Raw genomic sequence first — 26,546 nt, 5'->3', positions numbered from 1 at the left:
CGAGGCTAGGGCGGACGCGCGTCGGTGACATCCGACCAAAGGAGGGGGTGGCCCCACCCTCGGATGGGGACGAACTAGCCGCGCGACGGTGTCACCGACGGGGTTCCCCTGAGCAGACTGCTCGACATGAACACCATTGAGCACCACAACCCCGCACCTCCCGAAGACGTCCACCTCGATCGGTCGGACGCCTGTGCCCGGAGTCAGCGTCGCAAGCGCCGCTGGTACACCGTCCTCGTCGCGATGGCGTCGGCCAACGTGGTGTACACCATCGCCGACCCGCTCCTCGGCATCGACCTTGCCGCACAGGGAGGCGGTGGCGACGTCATCCAGGTCGGCCTCCTCTCCGTCACGCTCGCAAGCCTGTTCGCGGGACTCGCCGGCTGGACCCTGCTCGCTCTGCTCGAACGCGTCACACCGCACGCCCGTACGGCGTGGACCTGGCTCGCGATCGGGTCGTACCTGGTCTCCCTCGCCGGACCGCTCGGCGGCGTCTCGGCGTCCGCGGTGCTCGCATTCGCGGCCCTGCACACGACCGTCGCCGTCGTGCTCATCGTCGGGATGCGACACGCTTCGCGCCCGTGAGGCTCAGCCTGTCGTGGCGGGCGCGCGCGAGAGGTCCGCACTAGTTCAACCTCAGTTGATGATCTCGCCGCGTTCATCCGATCGGATCGCCGCCAAACGGTCGCGCCACGCCTGGAGCGACTCAGGGGTCTGGCGTCTCCAGTCGGCCACTTCGCCGACAATCCTGAGCGGCTCCCTGCTCCGATATGACCGAGTGGGGTTGCCGGGGAACTTCTTGTCGGTCACGTTGGGGTCGTCCTCGAAGGCCCCTGTCGGCTCGACGACGTACACCCGAGGGTCACCGCCGCCTGCCGCAAGCTCCGCGGCGAGGCCGGCGCCGTCAGGCAGCGCTGTGAAGTAGATGTGGTTCATCACGATCTCGGGCCGGTAGTTCGAACGGAAGCCTGCACTGAGGAACTCGCCCACCTGTAGATCGACCCTTGTGCCGTGGAAGAACGGCCCCTCGTCCCCCGCGTCACTCACCGTCACTAGCCCGCGAACGTTGCGAAGGTCCAATGGTTGCCGTCAGGGTCAGCCACCGTGAAGTCGCGCGACGGATAGTCGGTCTGATCGACGATCTCGTGCACGACCCTCGCCTGCAATGCAGCGGTGCGAGCCAGCACCGCGTCAGGGTCGGCCGTCACCACGTGCAACGACGCCGTGCCCGGCCGGCACGGCGTGGATCGCTCACCGGTGCTCGAGAGCAGGATCCGCCCGCCCTCGGGCCAGTCGAGCTGGCAGTGGTGGATCGCATCCTCACGCTCACCGGGGATCAGCAGGTCTTCGTTGAACCCGAGTCGGAGCAACCAACCACGCAGGGCATGAGCGTCGTCACTGACAACGCTCGCCCACACGCTCTGCTGCAGGACTCCGCTCACGCGGACAGTCATGGTCGTCAGCCTACGTCTCAACCGGCGATCGCCGTAACCGCCGTTTCATGGCAACTGCTGGTGGTGATCATCGCAGCGCGGCAAAGAACTCGCGGACGTCGTCGACGAACACCGACGGCTCCTCCCACGCCGCGAAGTGCCCGCCGCGGTCCACGTCGACCCAGCGCACGATCGCGTGTTCCTTCTCGGCGTAGCGGCGGATCCCGACGTCGCCCGCGAAGACGATGACGCCGGTCGGAACGCCGCTGCGCGGAAGCGGATCTCCCCAGCTCTCCGCGCTCGCGTATCCGACGTACGCCGACGAGGCGGCCGTGTCGGTGAGCCAGTACAGCATCACGTTCGTGAGCAGGCGATCCGTGCCGAGGATCTCGTGCGGGAGCGTCTCACGCGGATACGTCCACTCGCGGAGCTTGTCGACGATCCACGCGAGCTGCCCGACCGGCGAGTCGGAGAGCCCGGCGGCCAGGGCCGCAGGACGCGTCGACTGGATGGCGATGTAGCCGAACTGCTCCTGCATGAACTCGCCCACCCTGCGTACGCGGTCGCGCTCGAGGTCGGTGAGGCTTGCAAGCTCGTCGCCGTCGAGCTGTCCCGTCGGGATGCCGATGTTGCCGTTCAGGTGCACGCCAAGAACGGTGCTGCCGGGGCTGCCGTCGCTCCCGGTCACCCGCGCCACCGCCGGCGAGACACCCGCTCCGATGTCGCCTCCCTGCACGCCGTACCGGTCGTAATCGAGCCGGCGCATCAGCTCGGCCCATGTACGGGCGATCCGCGTCTCGTCCCACCCGATGTCGCGCACGGGACCGGAGAAGCCGAACCCAGGAAGGCTCGGGATCACCACGTCGAACGCGAGCGCCTCCTCACGTCCGTACGCCGTGGGCTCGGTGAGCGGGCCGATGACGTCGAGGAACTCCACCATCGAGCCGGGCCAGCCGTGGGTCATGAGCAACGGGAGTGCTCCGGACTCGGGTGAGCGCACGTGCAGGAAGTGGATCTGCTGTCCATCGATCGTGGTGACGAACTGCGGGTACGCGTTGAGTGCGGCCTCCTGCGCACGCCAGTCGTAGTCGTCGCCCCAGTAGGCGACCAGCTCGCGCAGGTACGACGTCGGAACGCCGGTCGCCCAGCCGTCGCCGGGCAGCGGCGTCGTGAAACGCGCCCGCGCGAGGCGCTGCGCGAGATCGTCGAGCTGCGCCTGCGGGACATCGATCGTGAACGGAGTGATCGTCTCGTTGTTCATTCGAGTCGTCGCCATGCTCTGACCGTACGAGCCGTTCCGGACAAAGGGGGTCCTGATTCTCTTCGGTCGGCCGAGCGCCGCACCGAGTGATTTCATCGAGCCATGCCACGCGTTCTGAACGTGATCGGTGCTCCCACGAGCGCCGGCGCGTACGAGCCCGGTCAGGAGTGGACGCCACGCATGCTTCGGCAGCACGGCCTGTAACTCCCGACGACCCGGAACACACGAGAAGCGGACTGTCCGACCAGCATTTCGGACAGGAGCTCAGCTCGACGTAGGACTGGCGAGGTCACCGGGTCACCGTGGGCAGCATGGACAGGAACCAGCCCCCTCCACCGACGACCGCGCCTGAGGCTCCGGACGCCCCGCGGAGGACACCGGCCCAAGCCTCACGAGCGAGGGACCACCGCGTTCGAAGGGTGCAGGCGCGACCTCGAGTCGCCCGGAAGCCGGGACGACACACAGGAGAAGAGGACTGAACACATGGTCGACATCCTGCACCGCATCGGGATCGAGGGCATGGCGCCCGAGACGGTTTACACAGCAATAGCGACAAAGGAGGGCGTCGCGGCCTGGTGGATCGGCGACACCACCGGTGACGACGCAGAGGGGGGCATCCTCGACTTCGGCGCGGACATCAAGGCCCGAGTCATCGAGCTGCGACCGCACGAGCGCGTCGACTGGGAGGTGGTCGAGGGACCGGACGAATGGATCGGTACGCACATCACCTTCGACATCCGGCAGGACGACGGCTGGACGATCGTTCTGCTCGGCCATCGAGGCTGGGCGGAGCCCGTGGAGTTCATGCACCACTGCAGCACCAAGTGGGCGGTCTTCATCCTCAGCCTCAAGCAGTTCCTCGAGACTGGCACCGGCACACCGACGCCGCTCGACCTGCACGTCGACAACTGGTCATAACCATCAGAACCGCGTGGGCCCCCGGGTCAGTTCCCGCGATCTGTGAAGGTCGTGACGATGCCCAAGAGCGCAGCGGCCCCCTGCAGACCCGAGGCGATGACAGTCAGCATCACTGCTCCAAGGCCGTCCGGAAACGACGCAACCAGAGCGAGTGCTGCGAGCGACGCAGCGATGACGAACCATCGACGTGCCCAGTGACGTGCGAGGACAGCGGCGCAGAACGCGACCGCCATCGCAGCGCCTGCGAGGACCGATACCGCGGCAGCGAAACCAACCCACTCGACAAGAGGCGGCCAGAGGTCCCTCTGGATCGAGACGTAGCTCAGCAGGACAACGCTCGCACCTAATCCGCGGGTTAGCCACGGGCTCGGGCCCGTCACGATCGCTTGCCCATGTCCGCCTTCAGGTAGCCATCGCAAGATCGTGCCATGCGCACGGTCCGCGGAGTCGTCACCGGACGCCCCAACGAGCGCCTCGGTCAATCCCGAGTGTGGGGTGCACCGTCTCTCGCGGGCCGGTAGCACAACCGGACGACACCCGAAGCAAAGGTCGTCGCAGTGACGAGCTCGAGCCGGACGGGGCCGAGGTCATCAAGAACACGCGGCCCGCTCGCCCAAAGGTAGGGGCTGACGTTGAACCAGAACTCGTCGACGAGATCGGCCGCGATCATGCTGTCGGCAAGCTCGCCGGCGCAGGGAACGATCAGGTTGCCGTCGTGCTCTTCCTTGAGGCGCACGATGCTGTTGATGAGGTCGCCCTTCTCGAGCAGGGTGGCGTTCCATGTCAGCGGCCCGGTCAGCGTACGAGATGCCACGTACTTGGGCATGCTGTTCATGCGGGCCGCGTACGCCTCGAATCCGGGGACATGAGCAAGTTGGGGCCAAGCGGCCGACAGCCCTTCGTAGGTCCTTCTTCCGAGCACCATGGCGTCGGCCGCCTGCCACATCTCCAAGCCGGCCTGCATGCTGTCGGGGTCGGTGACCAGCCATCCCTGCGGCTCCGGCGCCGGTGCCTCGAACGCGCCGTTCACCGTCATGGCGATGTTGATGATCAGTCGTCCCACGAGTAGCTCCTGTGTCGGCTGCCGCGCCCCTGGTGGCCACGTCCACCACTGGGACGGAGCCCGGCGTGTGTTCTCGACATCGCGGCCCAACTTTCACGAGATTCGCGTCCTTCCCGTTAGTACGTGAGAGTCCCCAGCTCCCACGTCTCGCAATCCACAGGCCGGCGGGGCCGCCTGGCTGTGCACTAATGAGAATGGTTATCATTCTCATTATGCCTCGTCTCGCCGTGTCGCCTGAGCGTCCTCCATCCGCAGCGCCCCCCTCACGTCGGCAAGATGGGCGTTCGTTACGTCCACGACCGCGCCCGCCGTTATGGCTCGTCGTCACAGGGCTCGGCGCAGCGCTGGTCGTCGCGCTGGTGGTGAGCGTCGGTCTGGGGTCGGCCGGCGTGAGGCCGGGGACGACGCTCCAGATCCTCGGGGATCATCTTCTGCCCGGTGAGCATGTCGCCAGCTGGAGCCCGGTCGAGGATCGCATCGTGTGGTCGTTTCGGACACCCAGGGTGCTGCTGGCTGCGGTCGTCGGCGCGGCGCTGGCGCTGGTCGGCGCGATCTTGCAGGCGGTCATCCGCAACCCGTTGGCGGATCCCTACGTGCTGGGTGCATCGTCGGGTGCCGCGCTCGGTGCGGTGATCGGGCTGGCGCTGGGCGCGAGCGTGCCCGGCGTGTTCGTGACCGGTTCGGCGTTCGGGGGCGCGGCGCTGGCCGGCGTGCTCGTCTATGTGCTGGCGTCGCGCGGGGGGCGCATCGAGTCCTTGCGGCTGGTGTTGGCGGGGGTTGCGTTGTCCTACCTCTTCAGCGCGATCACCAGCTGGCTGACCGTGACCGCCGAGCACGGAAAGCTGCCCGGCATCCTCTTCTTCCTGCTCGGCAGCATCTCCTCGGCCGACTGGACGACGCTGCCGCTGCCGGCGATCGCGCTGGGCCTGGGTGCGGCGTACACCTTCTGGCGCGCCGATCACCTCAACGCGGTGATGACCGGCGATGATGCGGCGACCTCGCTGGGGGTCGACGTCAACCGGTTCCGAGTGGAGACCCTGCTGGCCACCTCGGTTCTCGTGGGCAGCGTGGTCGCCGTCGCCGGCGGCATTGGCTTTGTGGGCATGGTGGTGCCGCACGTGTGCCGCCTGCTCGTCGGTGCCGACCACCGTCGTCTGCTGCCGGTCGCCCTGATCGCCGGCGCGCTTCTCCTGGTCGCGGTCGACACGATAGCGCGCACCGCAGCGGCACCGCGGGAGCTGCCAGTGGGCGTTGTCACGGCGTTGGTCGGTGCGCCGTTCTTCCTCTGGCTGCTGCGTCGTCGCCCGGTAGGGAGCGTCTCATGAGCACTGCCGCCGCATTGGAGGTCCACGACGTCGACGTCGTGCTCGGCGGGACGCGAGTCCTCCACGGCGTCTCGCTGCTCGCCGCCGCCGGTGAGGTGGTCGGGCTGCTCGGTCCCAACGGGAGCGGGAAGTCGACCCTGCTGCGCACGGCGTACGGCGTGACGCGACCCGCCGCCGGCACCGTGCACATTGCCGGGCTCAACGTCGGCACCACCCGACCGCGGGAGCTGGCTCGCCGATGCGCCGTGCTCACGCAGGACCATGCGGTCGACCTAGAGCTGTCGGTCCTCGATGTCGTGCTGCTGGGGCGCATCCCCCACCCCCGCGCGATGGGTGGGCGGCGCAGCAACGTCGAGCTCGCCCGCACCTGCCTGGCTCGCGTCGACGGCACGCATCTCACCGACCGCGCCTTCCCCACGCTGTCAGGCGGCGAGCGTCAGCGGGTGCTGCTCGCCCGGGCGTTGTGCCAGGAGCCCCAGGTCCTGCTCCTGGACGAGCCGACCAACCACCTCGACGTGAGCCACCAGCTCGAGCTGCTCGCGATGGTCACGTCGCTCGACATCACCTGTGTCGTGGCGCTGCACGACCTCACGCTCGCCGCCACCTACTGCGACCGCATCGCCCTGATGGCCGACGGCCAAGTCGTCGCACAGGGCCGGCCTGCCGAGGTGCTGACCCCCGCCCGCGTGGAGGACGTCTACGGCGTCGCTTGCGACGTGCTGTCCCACCCCCGTACGCATCGGCCCTTGATCGCGGTCTCCCGCCGCGCTCCGGCCGCCGCCGACTGAACCATCTGCCCCACCCACATCGAGAAACAGGAGCATCACCATGTCCCCAATCCGTCATCGCGCCCGCCTCGCGACGCCCGCTTCCGCTGTAGCGACCGCGCTGCTCATCGGCGGATGCGGCACCGTCGCGCAGAACGACGACAGGGCCCAGGCCACGTCAAGCGACGCGCCCTACCCCGTGACGACGACCAACTGCGGTCGCGAAGTGACCGTCGACAATGCAGAGCGGGTAGTCAGCCTCCACCCCAGCATCACCGAGCTCCTCATCCAGCTCGGCGTCGGCGACCGTATCGTCGCCCAGGCTCAGCACAGGCTGGGCGAACCCAGCCCCGAGCTGGCAGAGGAGGTCAACGCGATCCCGTCGATCAGCAGCGACACGCCGCCCGACAAGGAGACGCTCATCTCCCAGACCCCGGACCTCGTGCTGAGCGGGACGGAGTACGAGTTCGACACCGAGATGGGCTTCGCCGGCTACGCCGACCTCGAGAAGCTCGGCACGGCGAGCTACGTCGCGACCGGTGGCTGCGTCGAGCGCCGTTCCGACGGCGCCGTCGAGGACACCTTCACGGACCTGGAGTTCCTGGGGCAGGTCTTCGGTGTGCAGAACCGCGCGGCCGAGCTCGAGGCCACCGCCCGCGAGGAACTGGCAGAGGTCGCTGAGTCGATCGCCGACCAGCCCCCGGTGCGCGCAGCGCAGGTGTACGTCGAAGGCGGCAAGCTCTACGCGATCGGCGGCGCGATCGAGCTCGACGTGTTGCGGCTCGCCGGCGGCAAGAGCGTCTTCGACGACGACGGCGGTCTGTTCGCCGACTTCTTCGCCGCCGAGGTCGGTCCGGAGGCCGTGCTGGCCGAAGACCCCGAGGCGTTCGTCTTCTCCGTCAACAGTCCGGCGCACGAAGAGGAGACCATCGACTACCTCACCTCGACGTTCGCCGAGACCGCTGCGGTCAGGCAAGGCCGCCTCGTGCCGGTCGACAACACCTTTGTCCAGCCCGGCACCCTGGCGGCGGTCGAGGGCGTGCGCGTCGTGGCCGAGGGCCTGCACGGATGAGTGCCGCGGCTCCGGTCACCACCGCGCGCCTGCGCCACGACCGCGCGCTCGTGCTGTTCACGGCGGCTCGCGTGGTGGCAGTCACGGGCTCGGCGGTGACCGGAGTCGCCATGCCGCTGCTCGTCTTGCAGCTGTCGGGATCCGCGTTCCTCACCGCCCTTGTCGCGGCCGGCCAGGTGGCGCCCTACCTGATGTTCGGGTTGATCGCGGGCGCCGTCGCCGACCGAGTGCCGCGGCGAAGGCTGATGGTTGCCGCCCAGCTGTCCTCGGCGGCGGCACTCACCACCGTGCCGCTCGCGCACGCCGCCGACTTGCTGGCCCCCGCGCATGCGCTCGTCGTGGTGCTTGTGGTGGCGACCTCGTTCGTCTGGTTCGACGCGGCCGCGTTCGGCGCGCTGCCTGCGATCGTTGGTCGCGACCGGATCGTCGCGGCCAACAGCCTCGTGTGGACGAGCTCAACCCTCGTCGCCATCGCCGCCCCCGCCCTCGGCGGACTGCTGGTCGCGTGGCTCGGCGCAGCGCAGGCTCTGAGCGTCGACGCGGCGGCGTACGTCGGCACGGCCGTTCTCGTGCTCGCCATCGCGGCCCCGATGGGGCCGCTGGCGGTCGGGGGGCCTGGGGATGAATCGGTGATCCGTGCAACGCTCCGGGCCGACATCCGCGAGGGACTGCGGTTCGTGCTGCGGCAACCGACGGTGCGCGACCTCACCCTCGTCGGGGTCGGCAACTCCATCGCCGGCGGCGCGGTCACCGCACTGCTGGTCCTCCTCGCGGTCGACGAGCTCGGAGTCCCGGGCGACGGACGGAGGTATGGCGTCATGCTCGCGGCGGCCGCGGCCGGCGGCTTCCTCGCCGCGAGCGCACTCCCATGGCTGTCGCGGCGACTCCCCACGGGCTGGCTGACGCTGGGCGGTCTGGCACTCGGCGTCCCCGCGGTCGCCGGCCTCGCGGCAACTCCGTCCTACACCACGGTGCTGATCCTGTTGCTGGGCTGGGCGTTCTCGAACACGCTCGTGATCCTCAACGGCATCGCCACCCGCCAACGCGTCACGCCCGACCACCTTCAGGCTCGGGTCAACACCACCGCACGCATGATCGCCTGGGGCGGCACCCCGTTCGGCGCAGTGCTCGGTGGACTCGCGGCCCAGCTCACCGGCGTGCCCATCGCCCTGGGCGGGGCCGCCACGGTGCTCGCCGTCAGCCTCGGCATCGCAACGAGCACTGGCCTTCGCCGCCGCGACTTCGGCAGCAACGACGTGTGATCGCCAAGTACGGTCCGCTTGGTTCCGGCGACTGCCGGACTTTGTTGCTCACAATCTACGGCGGTCAGGGCTGGTGCTTTTAACTGGCAACCGCCATGGGGGCCAGGCCGCAGGGATCACGAGGATTGCCAGACGAAGAACGCCGAGGACGCGCGAGGGCGTCAGCATAGGACTCCCGCCACGCACCATCGCCCATCGGATGAGGACCAACACGACGAAGGTCGCGGGGAGAACGAACGGCAGCGCCACTGATGACCAGACGAGGAGCACGAAGCGCCCCTCCGGCGAGGGCCAGGACGGAATGCCGCCAGGCCGACAAGAGGCTGCTGGACGAGGCGGCCATCCTCATCGAACGCCTGACCGGAGGCAAGTGAGATGACTTCGGCTAACGGGGGCCGATTCTTCGCTCCTGAGACGGGCGCCAGGAGCCGGAAACCGGCTTCTGACCTGCCCGAATAAATGGAGCCGCCTGTCGGAATCGAACCGACGACCTTCTCATTACGAGTGAGACGCTCTGCCGACTGAGCTAAGGCGGCGACGGCCTCGCGAGGATCGCCCGCTGGCCGAGGACGAGTGTATCCGAGACGCTCCCGGCACCCCAATGCGGGGGCCGTAGACTCTGGTCACGTGAGCGAACCCCTCGAGCCGTCGCCCGGCAACGCCGATCCGACCGCCCTCGCCGAGCTGGAGTCGATGCGCGCGAGCATCGACAACATCGACGCTGCGCTGGTCCACATCCTCGCGGAGCGGTTCAAGTGCACGAAGCGAGTGGGCCGGCTCAAGGCCGACTACGACCTCCCGCCGGCCGATCCCGAGCGCGAGGCCCGTCAGATCGCTCGCCTCCGCGCACTCGCCGCCGATGCAGACCTCGACCCGGCCTTCGCCGAGAAGTTCCTCAACTTCATCATCTCCGAGGTCATCCGCCACCACGAAGCCTTCCGCGGCTGATGCCCCGCATCGCCTTCGACGACGCGGCCCTCGTCGAGTTCATGAGCACGTACCATCTGGCGACCGTGACGACCCTGCGCCCGGACGGGACCCCGCACGTCGTCCCGGTCGGTGTCACGTACGACGCACCGACGCGCACCGCCCGTGTGATCACGAACCAGGGTTCGGTCAAGGTGCGCAACGTCGAGGCGAGCGAGGGCCCGGCACGCATCGCGTTCGGCCACATCGACGGCGCACACTGGCTCACCCTCGAGGGCGTCGCCCGCGTCACCCGTGACCCCGACGAGATCGCCGACGCCGTACGCCGGTACGCGCAGCGCTACCGGCAGCCGCGGGAGAATCCCGACCGCGTCGCGATCGTCGTGGAGGTCGACCGGATCATGGGCCGGCTTCCCTGAGACGTGGAAGCCGGGCCGGGTGCGGACGGGGGGATCGCGCACCCGACCCGGCGGCTTGGGGGGGTCGGTCGGGTCGTCGGTCTCGATACGGGCTCGTTCCTCGCCCTACTCGACCAGCGGAAGGGCACCCGGCGGCGAGCTCAGCACTCCAGACCGTCCTTCGGCGGGGTGCCCGTGACCAGGAAGTCGTCAACGGCGTCGTCGACGCACTCGTTGCCCATCGAGTAGCCGGTGTGACCGTCACCGTCTCGGCTCACGAGGACCCCTGAGTCGAGCTGCGCGGCCATCGCCTGCGCCCATCGGTAGGGGGTGGCCGGGTCGCGCGTCGTGCCGACGACGACGATCGGCGGTGCACCGGCCGCGTCGATCTCAGGCGCAGGCTCTGCCGGTTTGATCGGCCACGCGGTGCAGGTGACCGGCGACCACGCGAAGCTGCGCCCGAACACCGGGGAGGCCTCGGTGAACTCCGCCTGCGAGTCGCGCGCCTGGTCGAGCGTCACCGTGGACGGGTCGTCCAGGCAGTTCACGGCGTTCAGAGCGACGACCGAGTTGTCGGTGTAGCCGTTCTCGTCGCGGGAGAGGTATTGGTCGGCGAGGAACAGCAGCTGCGTGCCGTTGCCGTCGAACGCCTGACGCAGTGCTCGCGTCAGGAGCTCCCAGTATTCCTCGACGTAGAGGGTGACCGCGATGCCGTAGAAGCCGAGCGCCTCCGTCAGCGGTCGTCCGGACGTCGACGTGGCCAACGGGTTCTGGTCGAGGTCGCCGAGGAAGTCCGAGAGCTTCTGCTGGGCAGCGTCGACGTCGTTGCCGAGCGGGCAGTCGGCGTCCTTCGTGCACGACTCGAGGTAGGCAACGAGGGCGGTCTGGAAGCCCTCGGCCTGGCCACGGTTGAGGCCCTCCGCGTCGATCGTGGGGTCGATGGCGCCGTCGAGCACCAGTCGCCCCGCACGCTTCGGGAACAGCTCGGCGTAGGTGGCGCCGATCATCGTGCCGTACGAGGCGCCCAGGTAGTGCAGCGACGAGTCACCGACGACGGCCCGCAGGATGTCGAGGTCCTTGGCCACCTCGACGGTCGACACATGGGACGCGAGGTCACCCGACTGGGACTGGCAGCGCTCGCCGAGCGTCTTGGCGGCGTCGTAGTAGGCCTGCTCCTCGGACGCGTCGTCGGGCGTCGGGTCGGTGTTGACGTAGGCATCGAGCTGAGCGGTGTCGGCACACTCCAACGGCGTGCTCGCTCCGACGCCGCGCGGGTCGAACCCGACCACGTCGTAGGCGTCGAGGACGTCGTCGCCGGCGCTGGCGGTGAAGCTCGCGACGTAGTCGACGCCCGAGCCGCCAGGACCTCCGGGGTTGATGAACAAGGAGCCAACCCGCGCACCTGGGTCACCGGCGGGCAGACGGCGCAGCTGCAGCGTGACCCGCTCTCCGTCAGGGGCGGCGTAGTCGAGCGGCACCTCGGCACTCGCACACTCGTAGCGCCCGCACTTGTCCCACGAGACGTCCTGCTCGTAGAAGGCCTGCAGGGCCGGGTCGAGGTCGTCTGCGGGCGGCGGCTCGCTCGTCGGAGTGCCGTTCGTGAGCCCGGAGTCGCGTGAGTCTGCGGCGCTCCCACACGCGCTCAGGCCCAGCAGTGCGACGACGACGACAGCGATGATGCTTCGACGCACTGCGACTCCTTTCGGGCGACGTGAACTTGGGCGTGCAGCCAACGTACGGGAGATTCCTGACAACCGGTTGAGACGATCCACAGGGAGTGCTGAGGGTTCAGAGTCGCAGCTGGAGCAGCAGGTGCTCGAGCGCGAGCTGGGGTGCGGCGTTGGCCTCGAGGGCCTCGCGGCACGCGAGGATCGCCTCGATGCGTACGAGGGTCTGCTCGGCCGTCCCGGCGTCCGCGAGTCGCCGCACACCGTCGGCGACGTCGGCATTCACCAGCTCGGCTCCTGGGGCCGTCTGCGTCGCGAGGACGTCGCGGTAGTAGGACAGCAGGTCGATCAGCACACCGTCGATCGAGTCGCGGGCGATGCGCGTCCGGCGACGCTTGTGGTCCTTCTCCAGCGCGCCGAGCCGACCGGCGTAGCCGGCCGGACGACGCCCTCGGTCCTCGACGCCGAACTCCATCTTGAGCGCGTCGCGCTCGGTGTCCTCCAGGCGTTCGGCGACCTCGTCGGCCTGGGCCGAGGCGGTCTGCGTGATCGTCGCGGCAGCATCGAGACAGGCGCCGATCGACGTCAGCGAACCCGGGATCGCCAGCACCGCTCGCCTGCGCTCGCGGACTGCTTCTTTCGTCGCCAGTGCGCGCGCCCGGCCGACGTGCCCCTGGGCGGCACGGGCCGCCTGAAGCGCCAGGTCGGGAGAGATTTGCTCCCTGACGGCCAGCATCTGCGCAACGGCGGCGACCGGCGGCGTACGGAGGACGACCTGACGCGAGCGCGAGCGGATCGTCACGATCACGTCCTCGGCCGTCGGCGCGCACAGCATCCACACCGTACGAGGGGGCGGCTCCTCAAGACTCTTGAGCAGCGCGTCGGCCGCCTTCTCGGTGAGCCGGTCGGCGTCCTCGACCACGACCACCTGCCACCGCCCGTCGCTGGGACGCAGCGCCGCGAGCCGGACCTGCTCGCGCACCTCGGCGACGTCGATGCTGAGGCCGTCGGTGCTGACGAGGGAGACGTCGGGGTGCGCGCCGGCCAACGCCGTACGACAGGCTCGACACACACCGCAGCCACCCTCGAGGCACTGCAGCGCGGCCGCGAACGCACGCGCGGCGTTGGAGCGCCCCGACCCGGGAGGACCGGTGAACAACCACGCATGCGTCATCGCCCCGCCAGGGCCTCCGGCGAGCCGCTCCTGCGCGGCGCCCACGGCCGTACGCAGCGTGTCGACGACCGCGTCCTGGCCGACCAGGTCGTCCCAGACCGTCATCGCTCGTCCTGAGGAGCGCGAGCCTGCGAGCGCGGCTCGTCCGGGCGCTCGGACTCGCCGAACCCGCGGAACGCCTGCTCGACCGACTCGACGTGCTCCTCGAGGGCGGAGGGGTCGACCGGTGCGCGCGACGATCCTCCGTCGCCCATCCCGGACGGCGCGACCGGCGACGGACGGTGCTCGAACGGCGAACCTGCCGGTGGCGGCCGCATCGGCTCGATCACACGGACGACGTGGCCCAGCAGGGGCTGGAGCCGGTCGAGCACCGCGTCGGCGATGTCGACGACGCCGCGGTCTGCGCGGACGACCATGTAGTGGTCGCGGTCCTTGGACGCCAGCTCGAGGAAGGTGTCGCGGACCCGCTGGTGGAACTCCTCGGGCTCCGCCTCGAGCCGGTCGGCCTCACCGAATCGCGAACGCCCGAGCGTGGGGGCGACGTCGAGCAGGACCGTCAGGTGGGGGCGCAGCCGCGACGTCGCCCAGCGCGCGACGAACTCCACCTCTCCGAGGTCGAGGCCGCGTCCGCCTGCCTGGTAGGCGAGGGTCGAGTCGACGTAGCGGTCGGTGATGACGATGTCTCCACGCTCCAGCGCCGGCGAGACGACCTGCCGGAGGTGCTCGGCCTTGTCGGCGGCGTACAGGAGCATCTCCGTGCGGGGGGAGAGCTCACCCGTCGCGGGGTCGAGAACGATCGAGCGCACCGTGGCGCCGACCTCGGTCGCGCCCGGCTCGCGGGTGAGGAGCACGCGGTATCCGTCGGCGCGCAACGCCTCCGCGAGCATCCAGGCCTGCGTCGACTTGCCCGCACCCTCACCGCCCTCGAAGGCGATGAAGAGGCCGCTCTGCGAGTAGGCCGGAGCCGTCCGCGCATCCTGGCGGACCTCGGCGATGAACGAGAGCCCGTGCCGGTCGTTCATCTGACGGAACGCGAGCAGACCGAACACGATCGCGAACAGCGACGAGATCAGGATCGTGATCTGGGACCCGGTGTACGTGTACTGGCCCAGGTCGCGCATCTGCACGGTGTGCGAGCCGATGACGCCGGACACGAGCGGCGCGATCGCCAGCACCGCAGCGAGCGTGAGCCGCACCATCGACTGGACGAACGCGAAGGTCCGGCCGCGCATCTGCTCGTCGACCTCGAGGCCGAGCAGCGTGTAACCGGTGATCCAGGCGACTCCCGCACAGAAGCCGACCACGATGACGAGCAGCGAGACCAGCGCCATGTTGTGGACGAGTGCCGTGACGAACAGGCCGATGCCGGCCCCGAACAGCGCGACACCGAAGAGCCGCGGTCGGCTCACCTGCGGGAGGACCGACGGGCCGCGCCACATGCCGAGGCCGAGGCCGAGGAACACCGCGCCGAACAGCGTGCCGTAGCCGGGGTCGCCGGCACCGAGGTCGCCGACGAACACCCGACCGAGACCGATCACGACACCGCCGCACGCGAATGCGCCGACGATGCCGACGACCAGGCCGCGGATGAGCGGGGTCTTGAAGACGTACGCCCAGCCGTCGCCGATCGTGCGGAAGATGCCGACCTGCTCGTCCTCGGGGACGGCACCACCCGACGGCATGCCGCGGACGCCGAGGAAGATGAAGCCGCCGATCGCGAACGCGGCCGCGACGACGTACATCACCGGGTCCACCGGCGGGATCGTCACCGGCGACAGTCCGTCCACGACCTTGGTGGCGAAGGTGGCGACGATGAAGAGGACCGCCGCCGGCAGCGCCGAGCCGTACGTGGTGGCCAGGTTGATGCGGTTGGCGTCCTCGAGCTGGTCGCGTGAGACGAGCGTCGGGACCGTGGCGTCCTTGGTCGGCATCCAGACCGCGTTGACCGCCTCGATGAGGACGGTCGCGACCAGCAGCCACCAGAGAGTGCCGACCAGCGGGATGCTCGCGAAGATGACGGCCCGCAGGAACAGGCCGGTCGTCAGGACGAGACGCCGGTCGAGCCGGTCGGCGACGTAGCCACCGAACGGGCCGATCACCAGCGCGGGCGCGAGACGGGCGAAGAGGACGCCCGCGATCGCGAAGTTCTTGCCGGCGTAGCCGGTCGCGATGTCGTTGGCGAACGCGGTCAGCGCGAGCAGGCCGATCCAGTCCGCCAGCGACGCGACGCCGAGCGCCGCCCAGAACCGGCGGAACGCCGGGATCCTCATCACTGCACGGATGCCGGTCGTCTCAGTGTCGGCCGCAGTGCCTGCCGGATCGTCTCCCACGTGGCCAGGGTATCCAGCACAGCCGTCACGCGGGGCCCGGTGCACCTCGATCCGTGCTCCGCGCCTGCGAGAGGAGCTCTGTGCACAGCAGCACGACGCACACCACACCGACCCACAGCTCGGGACCCTCGACCCCGGCGAGCGCCAGCACGAGCACCACCGCGATGCCCCAACGGGCGCTGGTCGCGAGCGAACGGTCGTCGGGCAGCACCTTCAGCAGCCACATCACCGTGAGCAGCACCGCCACCGCCAGGCACAGCAGCCGTGCGCTGGCCGTCGCGGACCCGCCGTGGTCGGTGAGCACGTCGACCCGTGACGCGAGCGCCGCGCCGATCGCCGCCGCCGACGCGAACACCGCGTAGTGGCCGAAGCCCCACAGGTACTCCAGACCGCTCCCGCGGGCATGCTCCAGACGGGCCGCGTCGTCGCGGGAGAAGTACAGCCACCACACGGAGAAGACGATCAGGACGCCGCCGGCCGCCACCGGCACGAGGTCCACGTCGAGGTCGTGCTCGTCGAGCGCCTGCTGGAGGGCCACCGTGACCGCGAGGATCGTCTCGCCGAGCACGATGATGAAGAACAGCCCGTAGCGCTCGGCGATGTGGTGCGCGTGCCAGGTCGTACGCCCCGCACGCTCGGCCCACATCGGCACCGCGAGGTCGAGGGCTGCCAGCACCAGGAAGACGAGCACCTGCTGCTCGCTCTCGGGCAGGAGGAGGAACACGATCCACAGGAGCTGGACCCCCACGATCCCGCCGGCGTACCGCAGGCACGTCGTCCGGTGCTCCGGGTCGCCGGCGGCGGCACGCAGCCACTGGACGACCAGCCCGACGCGCATGATCACGTAGCCGACCACGCCGAGCAGGAAGTCGCCCTCGAACATGCGCGGGATGCCGGCGGCGATCACCAGCGAGCCCACAATCTGGAAGATCGTGAGCAGCCGGTACGCGACCCCGTCGTCGTCGTACGCCGACGCGAACCAGGCGAAGTTCAGCCACGTCCACCAGATCGCGAAGAAGACGAGCAGGTAGTGGACCAGCCCGGACGCGAGGTGGTCCTCGCTCGTGGCGTGGTGCAGCTGCGTCGACGCCTGGGCCACCGCGACGACGAAGCACAGGTCGGTGAGCAGCTCCAGCGGTGTCGCGGCTCGGTGCTGCTCGTCCGGGTCGCGCGGGGACAGCCCGGTCAGGCGGGGCGCGATGATCCTCGGCACCGCTACAGCGTAGGTGCGCCCTCCCGTACCGGCACGACGTTGTGGTTGCGCCGGAACAGGTTGCCCGGGTCGTACGCTGCCTTGACCGCGGCGAGCCGCGCGTACGTCGCCGGAGGGTAGACGCTCGCGACGTCGTCCGGTCCGGCCTGGTCGAGGAACCCGACGTACGCACCGGTCCCGTGCCGCGCCACGGCGGCCCAGTCGTCGGTCGGTGCGTCGAACGAGGGTGTGGGCGCCCCCGGTGGTGCCATCCGCGCCGCGAGGACCATGGCCTCCGCGTCCCGGTGCGCGAACGCGGTCGCGTCCGGCGCGACCCAGTCGAGCGCACCACCGAGGCCGCGGAACGCGACCACGGTCGGCGCCCCGCCGCGGAGCGCCAGCGCGGCGTCGATGCAGTCGTCGGACAGCGCCGGCACCAGCGCGTTGCGCATCGCCACCTGCATGCCCTCGGGCATCTCGTGCTCCTCCAGGACGTCGGCGTACGGGACGACGGCGGTGTCGTCGGCGACCACACCCGCGATCTCGCGCAGACCGGCGGTCGCCCGCTCGGCGGCGGCACGGTCCGGTTCGGAGAAGCACCACTGGACGACCGTCCGCGGTGGTCCCGCCGGTGTCTCGGGCACGATCGACAGGATCGTGGTCAGCCGGTCGTCGCTGGCCCGGAGGTGGTCACGCCATCCCCGTACGAGGGCGTGGGGCTCACCCGGGTCGTACGCGATCGAACCCGTCACGACCTCCGATACGCGGGCGGCGACGAAGTCGAGCCTGGTCACGACGCCGACGTTGCCGCCGCCCCCGCGCAGCGCCCAGAAGAGGTCAGGGTCGTGACGCGCGTCGACGGTACGCACCCTGCCGTCGGCGGTCACCACCTCGGCCGCGACCACGGCGTCGATCGCCAGACCGTAGCGGCGCACCATCCAGCCGATGCCTCCCCCGAGGGTCAGCCCGCCGACGCCCACGCTCGCAGTGTCGCCCGCGCTGATCGCCAGCCCGTACGGCGCGAGCCGCTTGGCGACCAGGCCCCAGGTGGCGCCGGCGCCGACCCGGACCAGCCCCTGTGAGCGGTCGAGGACGGTCATGCCGTTCAGCCCGCGGACGTCGAGCAGAAGCCCTCCGTGCGCGGTGCTGTGCCGGGCGATGCTGTGCCCGCCGTTGCGCACGGTGAGGGCGATGCCTGTGTCGCGGGCGTGATGGATCGCCCCGGCGACGTCGGCGGCGGTACGGGCGTGCACCACGGTGTCGGCTGCGCCGTACGAGTTCATGCTGATCTCCTTCGGTAGAGGCGGAGGGTGAGAGGGGCGAGGACGGCGACGAGCGCCACGGACGAGGCCAGGACCCAGGCGATGTCACCCAGGTCGGCCGTCCCCGCGAAGAGACCGCGCTCGGCGGTCACGAGGAGGCTGACGGGGTTCGCGTCGACCCACACCTGCAGCCAGTCGGGCATGGTGTCGGGGTCGACGAAGGCGTTGCTCGCGAACGTGAGCGGGAACTGGATGAGGAAGCTCAGCATCGCGACGGACTCCGGCGAGCGCGCGAGGAGACCGATGGACGCCCACACCCAGGACAGCGCGTAGGCGAACACCAGGGCGAGCCCGACACCGGCGACGACGCCGTACGCACCGCCGTCGGGCCGCCAGCCCAGCAGGAGCCCGAGCAGCACGACGAGCGCCGCCGCGACGACGTAGCGCCCGACGTCCCCGGCGAGCGTGCCGACCACGTGCGCGGCCTGCCAGACCGGCAGCGAACGGAAGCGATCGACGACGCCGCGGCTGACGTCGGTGTTCAGCGACAGCCCGCCGTAGACCGTCATCAGCAGGATCGCCATGACGAGCGTGCCCGGCAGGAGGAACTGGAGGTACTCCTGCGGTGACCCGGCGAGCGCCCCTCCGAAGAGAAAGGTGAACAGCACCGTGAAGAGCACCGGGATCAGGATCGCGTCGGCAGCCTGCTCCGGCGTGTGTCGCAGCTTGAGGAGCGAACGCCACGCGAACAGGCGTACGGCGGTGGTCGCCGTCGCCGCCGTCGACTCGTCGCTCGGGCTCGCCAGCACGGTGGTGGGTGCGGCGGGCGTCGTCGTGGTCATGCCGGCACCGCCTCGTCGGTCAGCGCGAGGAACACCTCGTCGAGCGTGGGGCGGCGGACGTCGAAGCCGGCCAACGTCGTCCCTGCGTCGCCGACGGCGTCGAGGACCCGCCGGACCGGGACCGTCAACGGCACCGACAGCACCGCCGTACCGTCGTCGCTCGCCGACCACGCCGGTGTCCCTGAGTCGACGAAGCCGGCGAGCACCTCGGCGACGCGCGGCGCCTCCGACACCGCCGCGACGCGGATCTCGAGGACGTCACCGCCCACCGAACGCTTCAGCGCGTCCGGCGTGTCCGCGGCGACGAGGCGACCCCGCGCGACGACACCGATCCGGTCGGCCAGCTGGTCGGCCTCGTCGAGGTACTGCGTGGTGAGCACCACGGTCGTCCCGCGCGCCACCAGCTCGCGTACGACGTCCCAGACCTGCCGTCGGCTCCGCGGGTCGAGCCCGGTCGTGGGCTCGTCGAGGAACAGGAGGCGGGGCGTACGCACCAGGCTCGCGGCGACGTCGAGACGCCGCTGCATCCCGCCCGAGTAGGTCCGTACGAGTCGATCCGCCGCGTCCTCCAGCCCGAAGGCGGCCAGCAGCTCCTCGGTGCGTTCGCGTGCTGCGCGACGGGAGCGTCCGAGCAGACCGCACTGGAGGATCAGGTTCTCCGCTCCGGTGAGGTCGGCGTCGACCGAGGCGAACTGCCCGGTCAGGGCGATGTCACGCCGGATCGCCATCGGGTCGGCGACCACGTCGTGACCGAGCACCCGGGCCGATCCCTCGTCGGGGCGCAGGAGCGTGGCCAGCAGCCGGACTGTCGTCGTCTTGCCCGCGCCGTTCGGGCCGAGCAGCCCGTAGACACCTCCGTGCGGGACGGTGAGGTCCAGGCCGTCGACGGCGCACGTCGCGCCGAAGGACCTCCTCAGCCCCACCGTCTCGATCGCCGGCTCCGCGGATTCGTCACCCATGACGTCCTCCTCTGTTCGTCGGAGCTCCAGGCTCTGCCTCGGGTGGGGTCCGGCGCGTCGTCCGGGAGACGGCACTTCGACGGCCCTCGTACGGGGTGCGCGCGAGCGCCACGTACTCCCCCGGGATGACGTCGGGCGTGCACCACTCGGCGGATGTGGACCGGCCCGTTCGTCGCCTACAGTGCGTGGGTGCGTACAGACCGAGGGTGGAGACGCTTCTACGCGGCGGGCTGGATGGTCTCGGGCTTCGTGGCCGTCGCCGCCGCATACCAGTGGCGGGCGCGGATGACGGCGCTCGAAGAACGGCTCGCGGAGGCCGAGCGCGTGCGCGAGGAGGTGCTGCGGCGTCGTGTCGCCGAGGAGCAGCTGCGCATCGCCCGCGAGCTGCACGACTCGCTGACCCACAGCATCTCGGTCGTGACGATGCAGGCCGGGGTCGCCGCGCACCTGGCGCGCAAGCGCGGCGAGGAGGTGCCGGTCGCGCTCGCGGCGATCCAGGAGGCGGCCGGCGACGCGTCGCGCGAGCTGCGCGAGACGCTCGGCGTCCTGCGCCGCGACGACCACGCGAACGGGTACGGCCTGGACGACCTCCCCCGCCTGATCGCCCGCAGCAGCCACACGGGCATCGAACCGTTGCTGCGCGTCTCGGGGACCCGTCGGCTCGTGCCCGCAGACGTCGACTCTGCGGCGTACCGGATCGTGCAGGAGGCCCTCACGAACGTCGCGCGGCACGCCGGTGCGACCGAGGCCCGTGTCGTCGTGGAGTACGCCGCGGACGCGGTGACCGTCCGCGTGGACGACGACGGGCGGCCCGGTCCGCCCACCGCGGCCGCCCGGCCGGGGCTGGGACTGATCGGGATGCGCGAGCGGACGAACGCGCTCGGCGGGCATCTCAGCGCCGGGCGCCGACCGGACGGCGGCTTCTCGGTCGTCGCGCACCTGCCCCTCACCCGCGAGGCCGAGGCGTCCTCGTGATCCGGGTGCTGCTCGTCGACGACCAGCCCCTGATCCGTACGGGGCTGCGCGCGCTGCTCGACGCGGAGGACTCCATCGAGGTCGTCGGCGAGGCCGGCGACGGCGAGCGCGCCCTGGCCGTCGCCCTCGAGGAGCGGCCCGACCTCGTCCTCATGGACGTCCAGATGCCCGTGCTCGACGGCATCGAGGCCACGCGGCGCATCGTCGCGGACCCGCGCCTGGCCGCCGTACGCGTGGTGATCCTCACCAACTACGGGCTCGACGAGTACGTCTTCGACGCTCTCCGGGCCGGGGCGAGCGGGTTCCTCGTGAAGGACACGGCGCCGGCCGACCTGATCCAGGCGCTGCGGGTCGTGGCTGACGGCGACGCGCTCCTGTCGCCCGGTGTCACGCGAAGCCTGATCAGCGAGTTCGTGGCCCGCCCCGCCGACGTGGTGGAGACGGAGACGCTCGACGCCCTCACCAACCGCGAGCGCGAGGTCGTGGCGCTCGTCGGCCGCGGACTCAGCAACGACGAGATCGCCCAGCACCTCGTGATCAGCCCGACCACGGCGAAGACGCACGTGAGCCGCGCGATGACCAAGACCGGGGTGCGCGACCGTGCGCAGCTCGTCGTCCTCGCGTACGAGGCAGGTCTGGTGCAGCCTCGTGATCGCGAGGCCTGAGCCCGGACGCGCGAGCGCCCAGCGGGCGGCAGCCGCACCTGCATAGGATCGTCGCGTGGCGAACGTGGATGTGGTCGTGGTCGGAGCCGGGGTCTCCGGGCTGGTGGCGGCGGACCGTGTCCGCGCCGCCGGTCGAACCGTCGTCGTGCTCGAGGCGCGCGGCCGGGTGGGCGGGCGTACGCTCACCGAGCCCGTGCCGGCCGTCGAGGCCGAGTCCCAGCCGCTCCCGGACCTGCTCGTCGACTCCGGCGCCGGCTGGGTCGCTCCTGACCAGGACCTCCTGCTCGCCGAGCTGGCGCGCTTCGGACTCACCACGGCGCCCCAGACCCGCCCCGGCGACGCACTGATGACGATGCGCGGCAAGGCGCGGCGCTACACCGACGCGGCCCGGCCGTTCGACCCCGTCACCACCGCCGACGTCGCGCAGGGGATGCTCCGGTTCTCGGCAGCCGCGGAGAAGGTCGACGTCGAGGCACCGTGGCGCGGCGAGCACGCCACCCGCTACGACGCGCAGACCTTCGAGAGCTGGATCCGGCGGACCTGCCTCACGATCAAGGGCCGCGACTACTTCCGGCTGGCGTGCGAGGCGGTGCTGGCGACCGCCCCCCAGAACGTCTCGCTCCTGCACGTGCTGTTCTACGCACGGTCCGGCGGTGGATTGCTCCACCTCCTGACGACGGGTGGCGGGGCCCAGGACGCACGCGTCGTCGGCGGCATGCAGCAGGTCGCCGAGCGGCTCGCCGAGGGCCTCGGCCAGTGGGTACGCCTCTACGAGCCGGTCAGCACGATCCTCCACGACGAGGACGGTGTCTCGGTCCACAGCGAGTCGGGCGCGACCACGGCGCACCGGGTCGTCGTCACCGTGCCGCCGGCGCTGGCCTCGAGCATCGACTACCTCCCCGGGCTCCCGCAGGACCGGACGCTCCTCACCCAACGGATGCCGCACGGCAGCATCGTGAAGGTCCACGTCGTCTATCGGCGACCGTTCTGGCGCGATGCGGCGCTGTCCGGCGAGATCACGACGGACCAGGGCCCGACCAAGGTCGTCTTCGACACGAACCCGTCCGACAGCCCGTACGGCGTCCTGACCGTGCTCGTCGACGGCGAGGACTCCGTACGGTTGGGGTCGATGGACGCCGACCGCGCGCGTGACGCGGTGCTGCGCGGGCTGGCGAGCCATCTCGGCCCGAAGGCGATGGAGCCGGTCGGCTATCTCGCGAAGGACTGGACTGCCGAGGAGTGGACCCGCGGTTGCTACGGCGCCCACCTGCCGCCGGGTGCGTGGACGCAGGTCGGCTCCGCGCTCCGTACGCCGGTCGGGCGCATCCACTGGGCCGGGACGGAGACCGCCGAGCGGTGGTGCGGCTACGTCGACGGCGCGATCGCGTCAGGCGAGCGCGCCGCCGCCGAGGTGCTCGCCCTGCTGCCGTAGGCGCGCGCCGCCGTCCGTCACTCAGCCGCGTACGGCCATCAGCCGTTGCGCGAGCATGCCGAACTGCTCACCCGCCGGGAGCTCGGCGATCTCGGACCACAAGGCGCCGCGAGCGTACGAGTCGGCGTTGAGGAGCTCGCCCGAGCCGGTCTCGACGATCACGCCCTGCACCTCGCCCCACAGGAGGGCGCTGCCGTCGCCGGAGCCTGCGTCCGGGTTGTCGATCGCCGCCTCACCGGGACCACCGAACATCGAGAGCCCGACGTCCTCACCGCCGAGGAACGCCACGTTGGATCCCTCGGGAGCGCGCTCCTCGTAGGACGCGAGGTCGTCGCCGTCGAGGCGTACGGGGATGGCGATGGTGTTGCCGGTCGCGACGCCGTCGCGGTCCTTGACGACCTGGTCGACCGTGACGACGAGAACCGCGTACGGCGCACGCTCGCCGTCCGCTCCCTCGTCCAGGACGACGGTCGGTCCCTCCTCCCACGAGGCGACCGTGCCCAGCACGACCACCGGGACCGCCTCGGCGAGCTCCTCCGGGGTGCTGAATCCCTGCAGGTCGACGTCGCCGCCCGGATCCACCTCGGGCAGCGCCGACGAGGTCGTGTCGTCGGCCGCCGGCGCCGTCGAGGCGCTCCCGTCGGCAGGGGCGTCCTCCGCGCCGCAACCGGCCAGCAGCACGCCGGCCGCGGCCAGCGTGGCGAGAGCCCGCCGCACGCTCAGGACTCCGGCGTCGCTGTCGACGCCGTCGTCTTCTTCGCGGGAGCCTTCTTGGCCGTCGTCTTCTTGGCAGCCGTCTTCGCGGCGGCCTTCTTCGCCGGAGCCTTCTTGGCCGTCGCCTTCTTCGCGGCCGTCTTCTTGGCAGGCGCCTTGCGGGTCGTCTTCTTCGCCGGGCCCTTCGCGCGCTTCTCCGCGAGCAGCTCGGCGGCCCGCGCGAGCGTGATGGTGTCCACCTCGTCGCCCTTGCGCAGCGTCGCGTTGACCTCGCCGTCGGTCACGTACGGACCGAAACGCCCGTCCTTCACGACGACCGGCTTCTTGGACTCCGGGTCCTCGCCCAGCTCCTTGAGCGGCGCGGCGGCCGCGCGGCGCCCACGCTGCTTCGGCTGTGCATAGATCGCCAGCGCCTCCGGCAGCGTGATGTCGAAGATCTGCTCCTCGGTCTCCAGGGAGCGGGAGTCGGTGCCCTTCTTGAGGTACGGCCCGTAGCGGCCGTTCTGCGCAGTGATCTCGTCACCGGTCTCGGGGTCGCTGCCGACCACGCGCGGGAGGGCGAGCAGCTTGACCGCGTCGTCGATCGTCACCGTGTCGAGGTCCATCGACTTGAGGAGCGACCCCGTACGAGGCTTCTCCTTCTTGGGTGCGTCCTCGGGCAGAACCTCGGTCACGTACGGTCCGAAGCGGCCGTTCTTCGCGACGACGACGCGCCCGGTGGCCGGGTCGGTGCCGAGCTCGCGGTCCTGACCGGCCGGGTTCGCGAGGAGCTCCTTGGCCTTGTCCAGCGTCAGCTCGTCCGGCGGCAGGTCGTCGGGGACGTTCGCCCGCTGCAGCACGCCGTCGGCGTCGGGCCCCTCGAGGTACGGGCCGTAGCGTCCGACCCGCAGCGCGATGCCCTCGCCGCCGTCACCGAGCTCGAAGGTCGAGAGCTCGCGGGCGTCGATGTCGCCGAGGTCGTCGACGAGGCGCTTGAGACCGGTGTCCTCGTCCTTGCCGCCGTAGTAGAAGCCGTGCAGGACGTTCGACCGCTCCTCGCGACCCGCCGCGACCTCGTCGAGGACGTCCTCCATCATCGCGGTGAAGTCGTAGTCGACGAGCCGCTCGAAGTGGCGCACCATCAGCCGCACGGTCGAGAACGCCACCCACGAGGGGACCAGCGCCGTGCCCTTCTTGTAGACGTAGCCGCGGTTGAGGATGGTCTGGATGATCGACGCGTAGGTCGACGGGCGGCCGATCTCGCGCTTCTCCAGCTCGCCGATCAGCGTCTGCTCGGTGAAGCGGGCCGGCGGCTTGGTGGTGTGGCCGGACGCGTCGAGCGCGTCGACGGTCACCGTGTCGCCCTGGGCGACGTCGGGGAGCCGCGTCTGCTTGTCGTCGGAGTCCGTCTCGGGGTCGTCCGCACCCTCGACGTACGCCTTGAGGAAGCCGTAGAAGGTGATCGTGCGGCCCGACGAGGTGAACACGCACTCCTCGCCCGACGTCGCCGTCGCGCCGATGCGAACGGTCACGGTGTTGCCCCGTGCGTCCTTCATCTGCGACGCCATCGTGCGCATCCAGATCAGCTCGTACAGGCGGAACTCGTCGCCGGACAGGCCCGTCTCCGCAGGTGTGCGGAAGGACTCGCCCGCCGGGCGGATCGCCTCGTGCGCCTCCTGCGCGTTCTTCACCTTCGACGCGTACGTCCGCGGCGCGTCCGGCAGGTAGTCCGGCCCGTAGAGCTCACGGACCTGCGCCCGCGCGGCGTTGAGAGCCGTCTGCGACAACGTGGTCGAGTCGGTACGCATGTAGGTGATGTAGCCGCCCTCGTACAGGCGCTGGGCGACCTGCATCGCGCGTTGCGCGCCCCAGCCGAGCTTGCGTCCGGCCTCCTGCTGCATCGTGACGGTGCGGAAGGGGGCGTACGGGCGGCGGGTGTACGGCTTGGACTCGACCGACTGCACGGTGAAGGTCTGCTCGCGCAGGCCCTCGGCCAGCGCAGCGGCGGCGGTCTCGTCGAGGTGCACCACCTTGTCGGTGTTGGTGAGCTGGCCCTCGGAGCTGAAGTCGCGGCCCTGCGCCACGCGGGCGCCGGAGACCGACAGCAGACGGGCGGGGAAGACCCGCGGATCCTTGCCGGCACCGGCGTCGAAGCGGGCGTCGAGGTCCCAGTACGAGGCGGCGCGGAACGCGATGCGCTCCCACTCGCGCTCCACGACCATGCGCGTCGCGACGGACTGGACGCGCCCGGCCGACAGGCCCGACATGACCTTCTTCCAGAGGACCGGGCTGACCTCGTAGCCGTAGAGGCGGTCGAGGATCCGGCGGGTCTCCTGGGCGTCGACGAGGTCGGTGTTGATGTCGCGGGTGTTCTCGATCGCGTGTGCGATGGCCTGCGGGGTGATCTCGTTGAAGGTCATCCGGCGCACCGGGACCTTCGGCTTCAGCTCGTCGACGAGGTGCCAGGCGATGGCCTCGCCCTCGCGGTCCTCATCCGTCGCGAGGATGAGCTCGTCGGACTCCTTGAGGAGCTTCTTGAGCTTGGTGATCTGCGCCTTCTTGTCCGCCGGCACGACGTACACCGGGTCGAAGCTGCCCTCGACGTCCACACCGAGACGGGCCCACGGCTGACCCTTGTACTTCGCGGGCACCTCCGCAGCGCCGTTGGGCAGGTCGCGGACGTGCCCGAAGGACGCCTCGACGACGTAGCCCTTGCCGAGATAGCCGGCGATCTGGGCAATCTTCTTCGGCGACTCGACGATGACGAGAGAGGTCACGTTGCTCGGTGCTCCTGGTCCTGGACAGATGCCGCGCCGCCTCATGGCAGGCCGCAGCGTGTCGCATAGGCGCGACGCGGCCAAGGTAGCGCGTGTCGGCAAGGATGCGTGGGCTGGCCCGCAGAACAGGTGTCACGCAGTGGCGGGCGGCA

Annotated in this window: 24 protein-coding genes and 1 tRNA gene; 11 read left to right on the top strand and 14 right to left on the bottom strand. The window is 70.4% G+C overall.

All coding sequences use genetic code 11. The annotated features are described in order from the left end of the window. The first annotated feature begins 126 nt into the window (after positions 1-126). On the top strand, positions 127-585 hold the full coding sequence (locus tag AB3M34_RS01835) for a DUF6069 family protein (protein WP_370617375.1): 459 nt from the start codon (positions 127-129) through the stop codon (positions 583-585). Positions 586-636: 51 nt separating this feature from the next. On the opposite strand, the gene arr is transcribed toward AB3M34_RS01835, so the two are convergent. The 3 genes from arr to AB3M34_RS01820 form a co-directional block, all read right to left on the bottom strand. Next, positions 637-1,053, bottom strand: coding sequence for an NAD(+)--rifampin ADP-ribosyltransferase (gene arr / locus AB3M34_RS01830; protein ID WP_370617374.1), 417 nt, complete (start codon positions 1,051-1,053; stop codon positions 637-639). Next, positions 1,053-1,454, bottom strand: coding sequence for a VOC family protein (locus tag AB3M34_RS01825; RefSeq protein ID WP_370617373.1), 402 nt, complete (start codon positions 1,452-1,454; stop codon positions 1,053-1,055). The genes arr and AB3M34_RS01825 overlap by 1 nt, the downstream gene beginning before the upstream one ends. A gap of 67 nt (positions 1,455-1,521) precedes the next feature. Continuing rightward, positions 1,522-2,709 carry an epoxide hydrolase family protein gene (locus tag AB3M34_RS01820; RefSeq protein WP_370617372.1) on the bottom strand — a complete coding sequence of 396 codons (1,188 nt, stop codon included), beginning with the start codon at positions 2,707-2,709 and terminating at the stop codon, positions 1,522-1,524. 468 nt (positions 2,710-3,177) lie between these two features. On the opposite strand from AB3M34_RS01820, the gene AB3M34_RS01815 reads away from it, so the two are divergent. After that, entirely contained in the window at positions 3,178-3,612 is a 435-nt protein-coding gene (locus AB3M34_RS01815) for an SRPBCC family protein (protein ID WP_370617371.1), read from the top strand. 478 nt (positions 3,613-4,090) lie between these two features. On the opposite strand, the gene AB3M34_RS01810 is transcribed toward AB3M34_RS01815, so the two are convergent. Beyond that, positions 4,091-4,675 (bottom strand): dihydrofolate reductase family protein, encoded by a 585-nt coding sequence (locus tag AB3M34_RS01810; protein ID WP_370617370.1) that lies wholly within the window; start codon positions 4,673-4,675, stop codon positions 4,091-4,093. 188 nt (positions 4,676-4,863) lie between these two features. Between AB3M34_RS01810 and AB3M34_RS01805 the strand changes: the two genes are divergently transcribed. The 4 genes from AB3M34_RS01805 to AB3M34_RS01790 are packed head-to-tail and all read left to right on the top strand — an operon-like array spanning position 4,864 to position 9,101. After that, a complete protein-coding gene (locus tag AB3M34_RS01805) occupies positions 4,864-6,000 on the top strand; it encodes a FecCD family ABC transporter permease (protein WP_370617369.1) in 1,137 nt (378 codons plus the stop codon). Then, entirely contained in the window at positions 5,997-6,788 is a 792-nt protein-coding gene (locus tag AB3M34_RS01800) for an ABC transporter ATP-binding protein (RefSeq protein ID WP_370617368.1), read from the top strand. Before AB3M34_RS01805 ends, AB3M34_RS01800 begins: the two co-directional genes overlap by 4 nt. Before the next feature lie 40 nt (positions 6,789-6,828). Further along, positions 6,829-7,839: an ABC transporter substrate-binding protein gene (locus AB3M34_RS01795; RefSeq protein ID WP_370617367.1), complete on the top strand. Its 1,011-nt coding sequence runs from the start codon at positions 6,829-6,831 to the stop codon at positions 7,837-7,839. Further along, entirely contained in the window at positions 7,836-9,101 is a 1,266-nt protein-coding gene (locus AB3M34_RS01790) for an MFS transporter (protein ID WP_370617366.1), read from the top strand. Before AB3M34_RS01795 ends, AB3M34_RS01790 begins: the two co-directional genes overlap by 4 nt. 460 nt (positions 9,102-9,561) lie before the next feature. Here the strand turns inward: AB3M34_RS01790 and AB3M34_RS01785 are convergent. Further along, positions 9,562-9,637: transfer RNA gene (locus AB3M34_RS01785), tRNA-Thr, on the bottom strand. 91 nt (positions 9,638-9,728) lie between these two features. Between AB3M34_RS01785 and AB3M34_RS01780 the strand changes: the two genes are divergently transcribed. Beyond that, positions 9,729-10,049 (top strand): chorismate mutase, encoded by a 321-nt coding sequence (locus AB3M34_RS01780; RefSeq protein WP_370617365.1) that lies wholly within the window; start codon positions 9,729-9,731, stop codon positions 10,047-10,049. Next, positions 10,049-10,447 carry a pyridoxamine 5'-phosphate oxidase family protein gene (locus AB3M34_RS01775; protein ID WP_370617363.1) on the top strand — a complete coding sequence of 133 codons (399 nt, stop codon included), beginning with the start codon at positions 10,049-10,051 and terminating at the stop codon, positions 10,445-10,447. The genes AB3M34_RS01780 and AB3M34_RS01775 overlap by 1 nt, the downstream gene beginning before the upstream one ends. Before the next feature lie 140 nt (positions 10,448-10,587). On the opposite strand, the gene AB3M34_RS01770 is transcribed toward AB3M34_RS01775, so the two are convergent. From AB3M34_RS01770 to AB3M34_RS01740, 7 genes are all read right to left on the bottom strand, one after another. Further along, a complete protein-coding gene (locus AB3M34_RS01770; RefSeq protein ID WP_370617362.1) occupies positions 10,588-12,117 on the bottom strand; it encodes an alpha/beta hydrolase in 1,530 nt (509 codons plus the stop codon). Between the two features lie 97 nt (positions 12,118-12,214). Further along, entirely contained in the window at positions 12,215-13,372 is a 1,158-nt protein-coding gene (locus tag AB3M34_RS01765; RefSeq protein ID WP_370617361.1) for a DNA polymerase III subunit delta', read from the bottom strand. After that, positions 13,369-15,597: a dTMP kinase gene (gene tmk / locus AB3M34_RS01760; protein WP_370617360.1), complete on the bottom strand. Its 2,229-nt coding sequence runs from the start codon at positions 15,595-15,597 to the stop codon at positions 13,369-13,371. The genes AB3M34_RS01765 and tmk overlap by 4 nt, the downstream gene beginning before the upstream one ends. Before the next feature lie 25 nt (positions 15,598-15,622). Then, positions 15,623-16,810 carry a low temperature requirement protein A gene (locus AB3M34_RS01755; protein WP_370617359.1) on the bottom strand — a complete coding sequence of 396 codons (1,188 nt, stop codon included), beginning with the start codon at positions 16,808-16,810 and terminating at the stop codon, positions 15,623-15,625. Between the two features lie 2 nt (positions 16,811-16,812). After that, positions 16,813-18,072, bottom strand: a complete 1,260-nt coding sequence (locus AB3M34_RS01750; protein ID WP_370617358.1) for an FAD-binding oxidoreductase — start codon at positions 18,070-18,072, stop codon at positions 16,813-16,815. After that, complete coding sequence (locus AB3M34_RS01745; protein WP_370617357.1) at positions 18,069-18,893, bottom strand: ABC transporter permease; 825 nt, start codon at positions 18,891-18,893, stop codon at positions 18,069-18,071. The genes AB3M34_RS01750 and AB3M34_RS01745 overlap by 4 nt, the downstream gene beginning before the upstream one ends. Beyond that, complete coding sequence (locus AB3M34_RS01740) at positions 18,890-19,852, bottom strand: ATP-binding cassette domain-containing protein (RefSeq protein ID WP_370617356.1); 963 nt, start codon at positions 19,850-19,852, stop codon at positions 18,890-18,892. The genes AB3M34_RS01745 and AB3M34_RS01740 overlap by 4 nt, the downstream gene beginning before the upstream one ends. Positions 19,853-20,041: 189 nt before the next feature. Between AB3M34_RS01740 and AB3M34_RS01735 the strand changes: the two genes are divergently transcribed. Genes AB3M34_RS01735 through AB3M34_RS01725 form a run of 3 tightly spaced genes read left to right on the top strand, consistent with a single transcriptional unit; the run spans position 20,042 to position 22,924 of the window. After that, positions 20,042-20,827, top strand: coding sequence for a sensor histidine kinase (locus tag AB3M34_RS01735; RefSeq protein WP_370617355.1), 786 nt, complete (start codon positions 20,042-20,044; stop codon positions 20,825-20,827). After that, a complete protein-coding gene (locus tag AB3M34_RS01730; protein WP_370617354.1) occupies positions 20,824-21,492 on the top strand; it encodes a response regulator in 669 nt (222 codons plus the stop codon). The genes AB3M34_RS01735 and AB3M34_RS01730 overlap by 4 nt, the downstream gene beginning before the upstream one ends. A gap of 55 nt (positions 21,493-21,547) precedes the next feature. Beyond that, on the top strand, positions 21,548-22,924 hold the full coding sequence (locus AB3M34_RS01725) for a flavin monoamine oxidase family protein (protein ID WP_370617353.1): 1,377 nt from the start codon (positions 21,548-21,550) through the stop codon (positions 22,922-22,924). 21 nt (positions 22,925-22,945) lie between these two features. Here the strand turns inward: AB3M34_RS01725 and AB3M34_RS01720 are convergent, their stop codons facing one another. Continuing rightward, positions 22,946-23,641 carry a hypothetical protein gene (locus tag AB3M34_RS01720; RefSeq protein WP_370617352.1) on the bottom strand — a complete coding sequence of 232 codons (696 nt, stop codon included), beginning with the start codon at positions 23,639-23,641 and terminating at the stop codon, positions 22,946-22,948. Positions 23,642-23,643: 2 nt separating this feature from the next. After that, positions 23,644-26,439, bottom strand: coding sequence for a type I DNA topoisomerase (topA, locus tag AB3M34_RS01715; protein WP_370617351.1), 2,796 nt, complete (start codon positions 26,437-26,439; stop codon positions 23,644-23,646). Positions 26,440-26,546 lie beyond the last annotated feature (107 nt).

Source organism: Mumia sp. Pv4-285 (assembly GCF_041320275.1).
Lineage (GTDB): Bacteria > Actinomycetota > Actinomycetes > Propionibacteriales > Nocardioidaceae > Mumia > Mumia qirimensis.
The sequence above is the reverse complement of the archived record's forward strand: the minus strand, read 5'-3'. Positions and strand labels throughout refer to the sequence as shown.

What these genes read in the sequence shown, in the direction of transcription:
- AB3M34_RS01835 (WP_370617375.1), top strand. Translation starts at nt 127, where the DNA reads ATGAACACCATTGAGCACCACAACCCCGCACCTCCCGAAGACGTCCAC.
- AB3M34_RS01825 (WP_370617373.1), bottom strand. Translation starts at nt 1,454, where the DNA reads ATGACTGTCCGCGTGAGCGGAGTCCTGCAGCAGAGCGTGTGGGCGAGC.
- AB3M34_RS01820 (WP_370617372.1), bottom strand. Translation starts at nt 2,709, where the DNA reads ATGGCGACGACTCGAATGAACAACGAGACGATCACTCCGTTCACGATC.
- AB3M34_RS01815 (WP_370617371.1), top strand. Translation starts at nt 3,178, where the DNA reads ATGGTCGACATCCTGCACCGCATCGGGATCGAGGGCATGGCGCCCGAG.
- AB3M34_RS01805 (WP_370617369.1), top strand. Translation starts at nt 4,864, where the DNA reads ATGAGAATGGTTATCATTCTCATTATGCCTCGTCTCGCCGTGTCGCCT.
- AB3M34_RS01800 (WP_370617368.1), top strand. Translation starts at nt 5,997, where the DNA reads ATGAGCACTGCCGCCGCATTGGAGGTCCACGACGTCGACGTCGTGCTC.
- AB3M34_RS01795 (WP_370617367.1), top strand. Translation starts at nt 6,829, where the DNA reads ATGTCCCCAATCCGTCATCGCGCCCGCCTCGCGACGCCCGCTTCCGCT.
- AB3M34_RS01790 (WP_370617366.1), top strand. Translation starts at nt 7,836, where the DNA reads ATGAGTGCCGCGGCTCCGGTCACCACCGCGCGCCTGCGCCACGACCGC.
- AB3M34_RS01775 (WP_370617363.1), top strand. Translation starts at nt 10,049, where the DNA reads ATGCCCCGCATCGCCTTCGACGACGCGGCCCTCGTCGAGTTCATGAGC.
- AB3M34_RS01765 (WP_370617361.1), bottom strand. Translation starts at nt 13,372, where the DNA reads ATGACGGTCTGGGACGACCTGGTCGGCCAGGACGCGGTCGTCGACACG.
- AB3M34_RS01750 (WP_370617358.1), bottom strand. Translation starts at nt 18,072, where the DNA reads ATGAACTCGTACGGCGCAGCCGACACCGTGGTGCACGCCCGTACCGCC.
- AB3M34_RS01745 (WP_370617357.1), bottom strand. Translation starts at nt 18,893, where the DNA reads ATGACCACGACGACGCCCGCCGCACCCACCACCGTGCTGGCGAGCCCG.
- AB3M34_RS01740 (WP_370617356.1), bottom strand. Translation starts at nt 19,852, where the DNA reads ATGGGTGACGAATCCGCGGAGCCGGCGATCGAGACGGTGGGGCTGAGG.
- topA (WP_370617351.1), bottom strand. Translation starts at nt 26,439, where the DNA reads ATGAGGCGGCGCGGCATCTGTCCAGGACCAGGAGCACCGAGCAACGTG.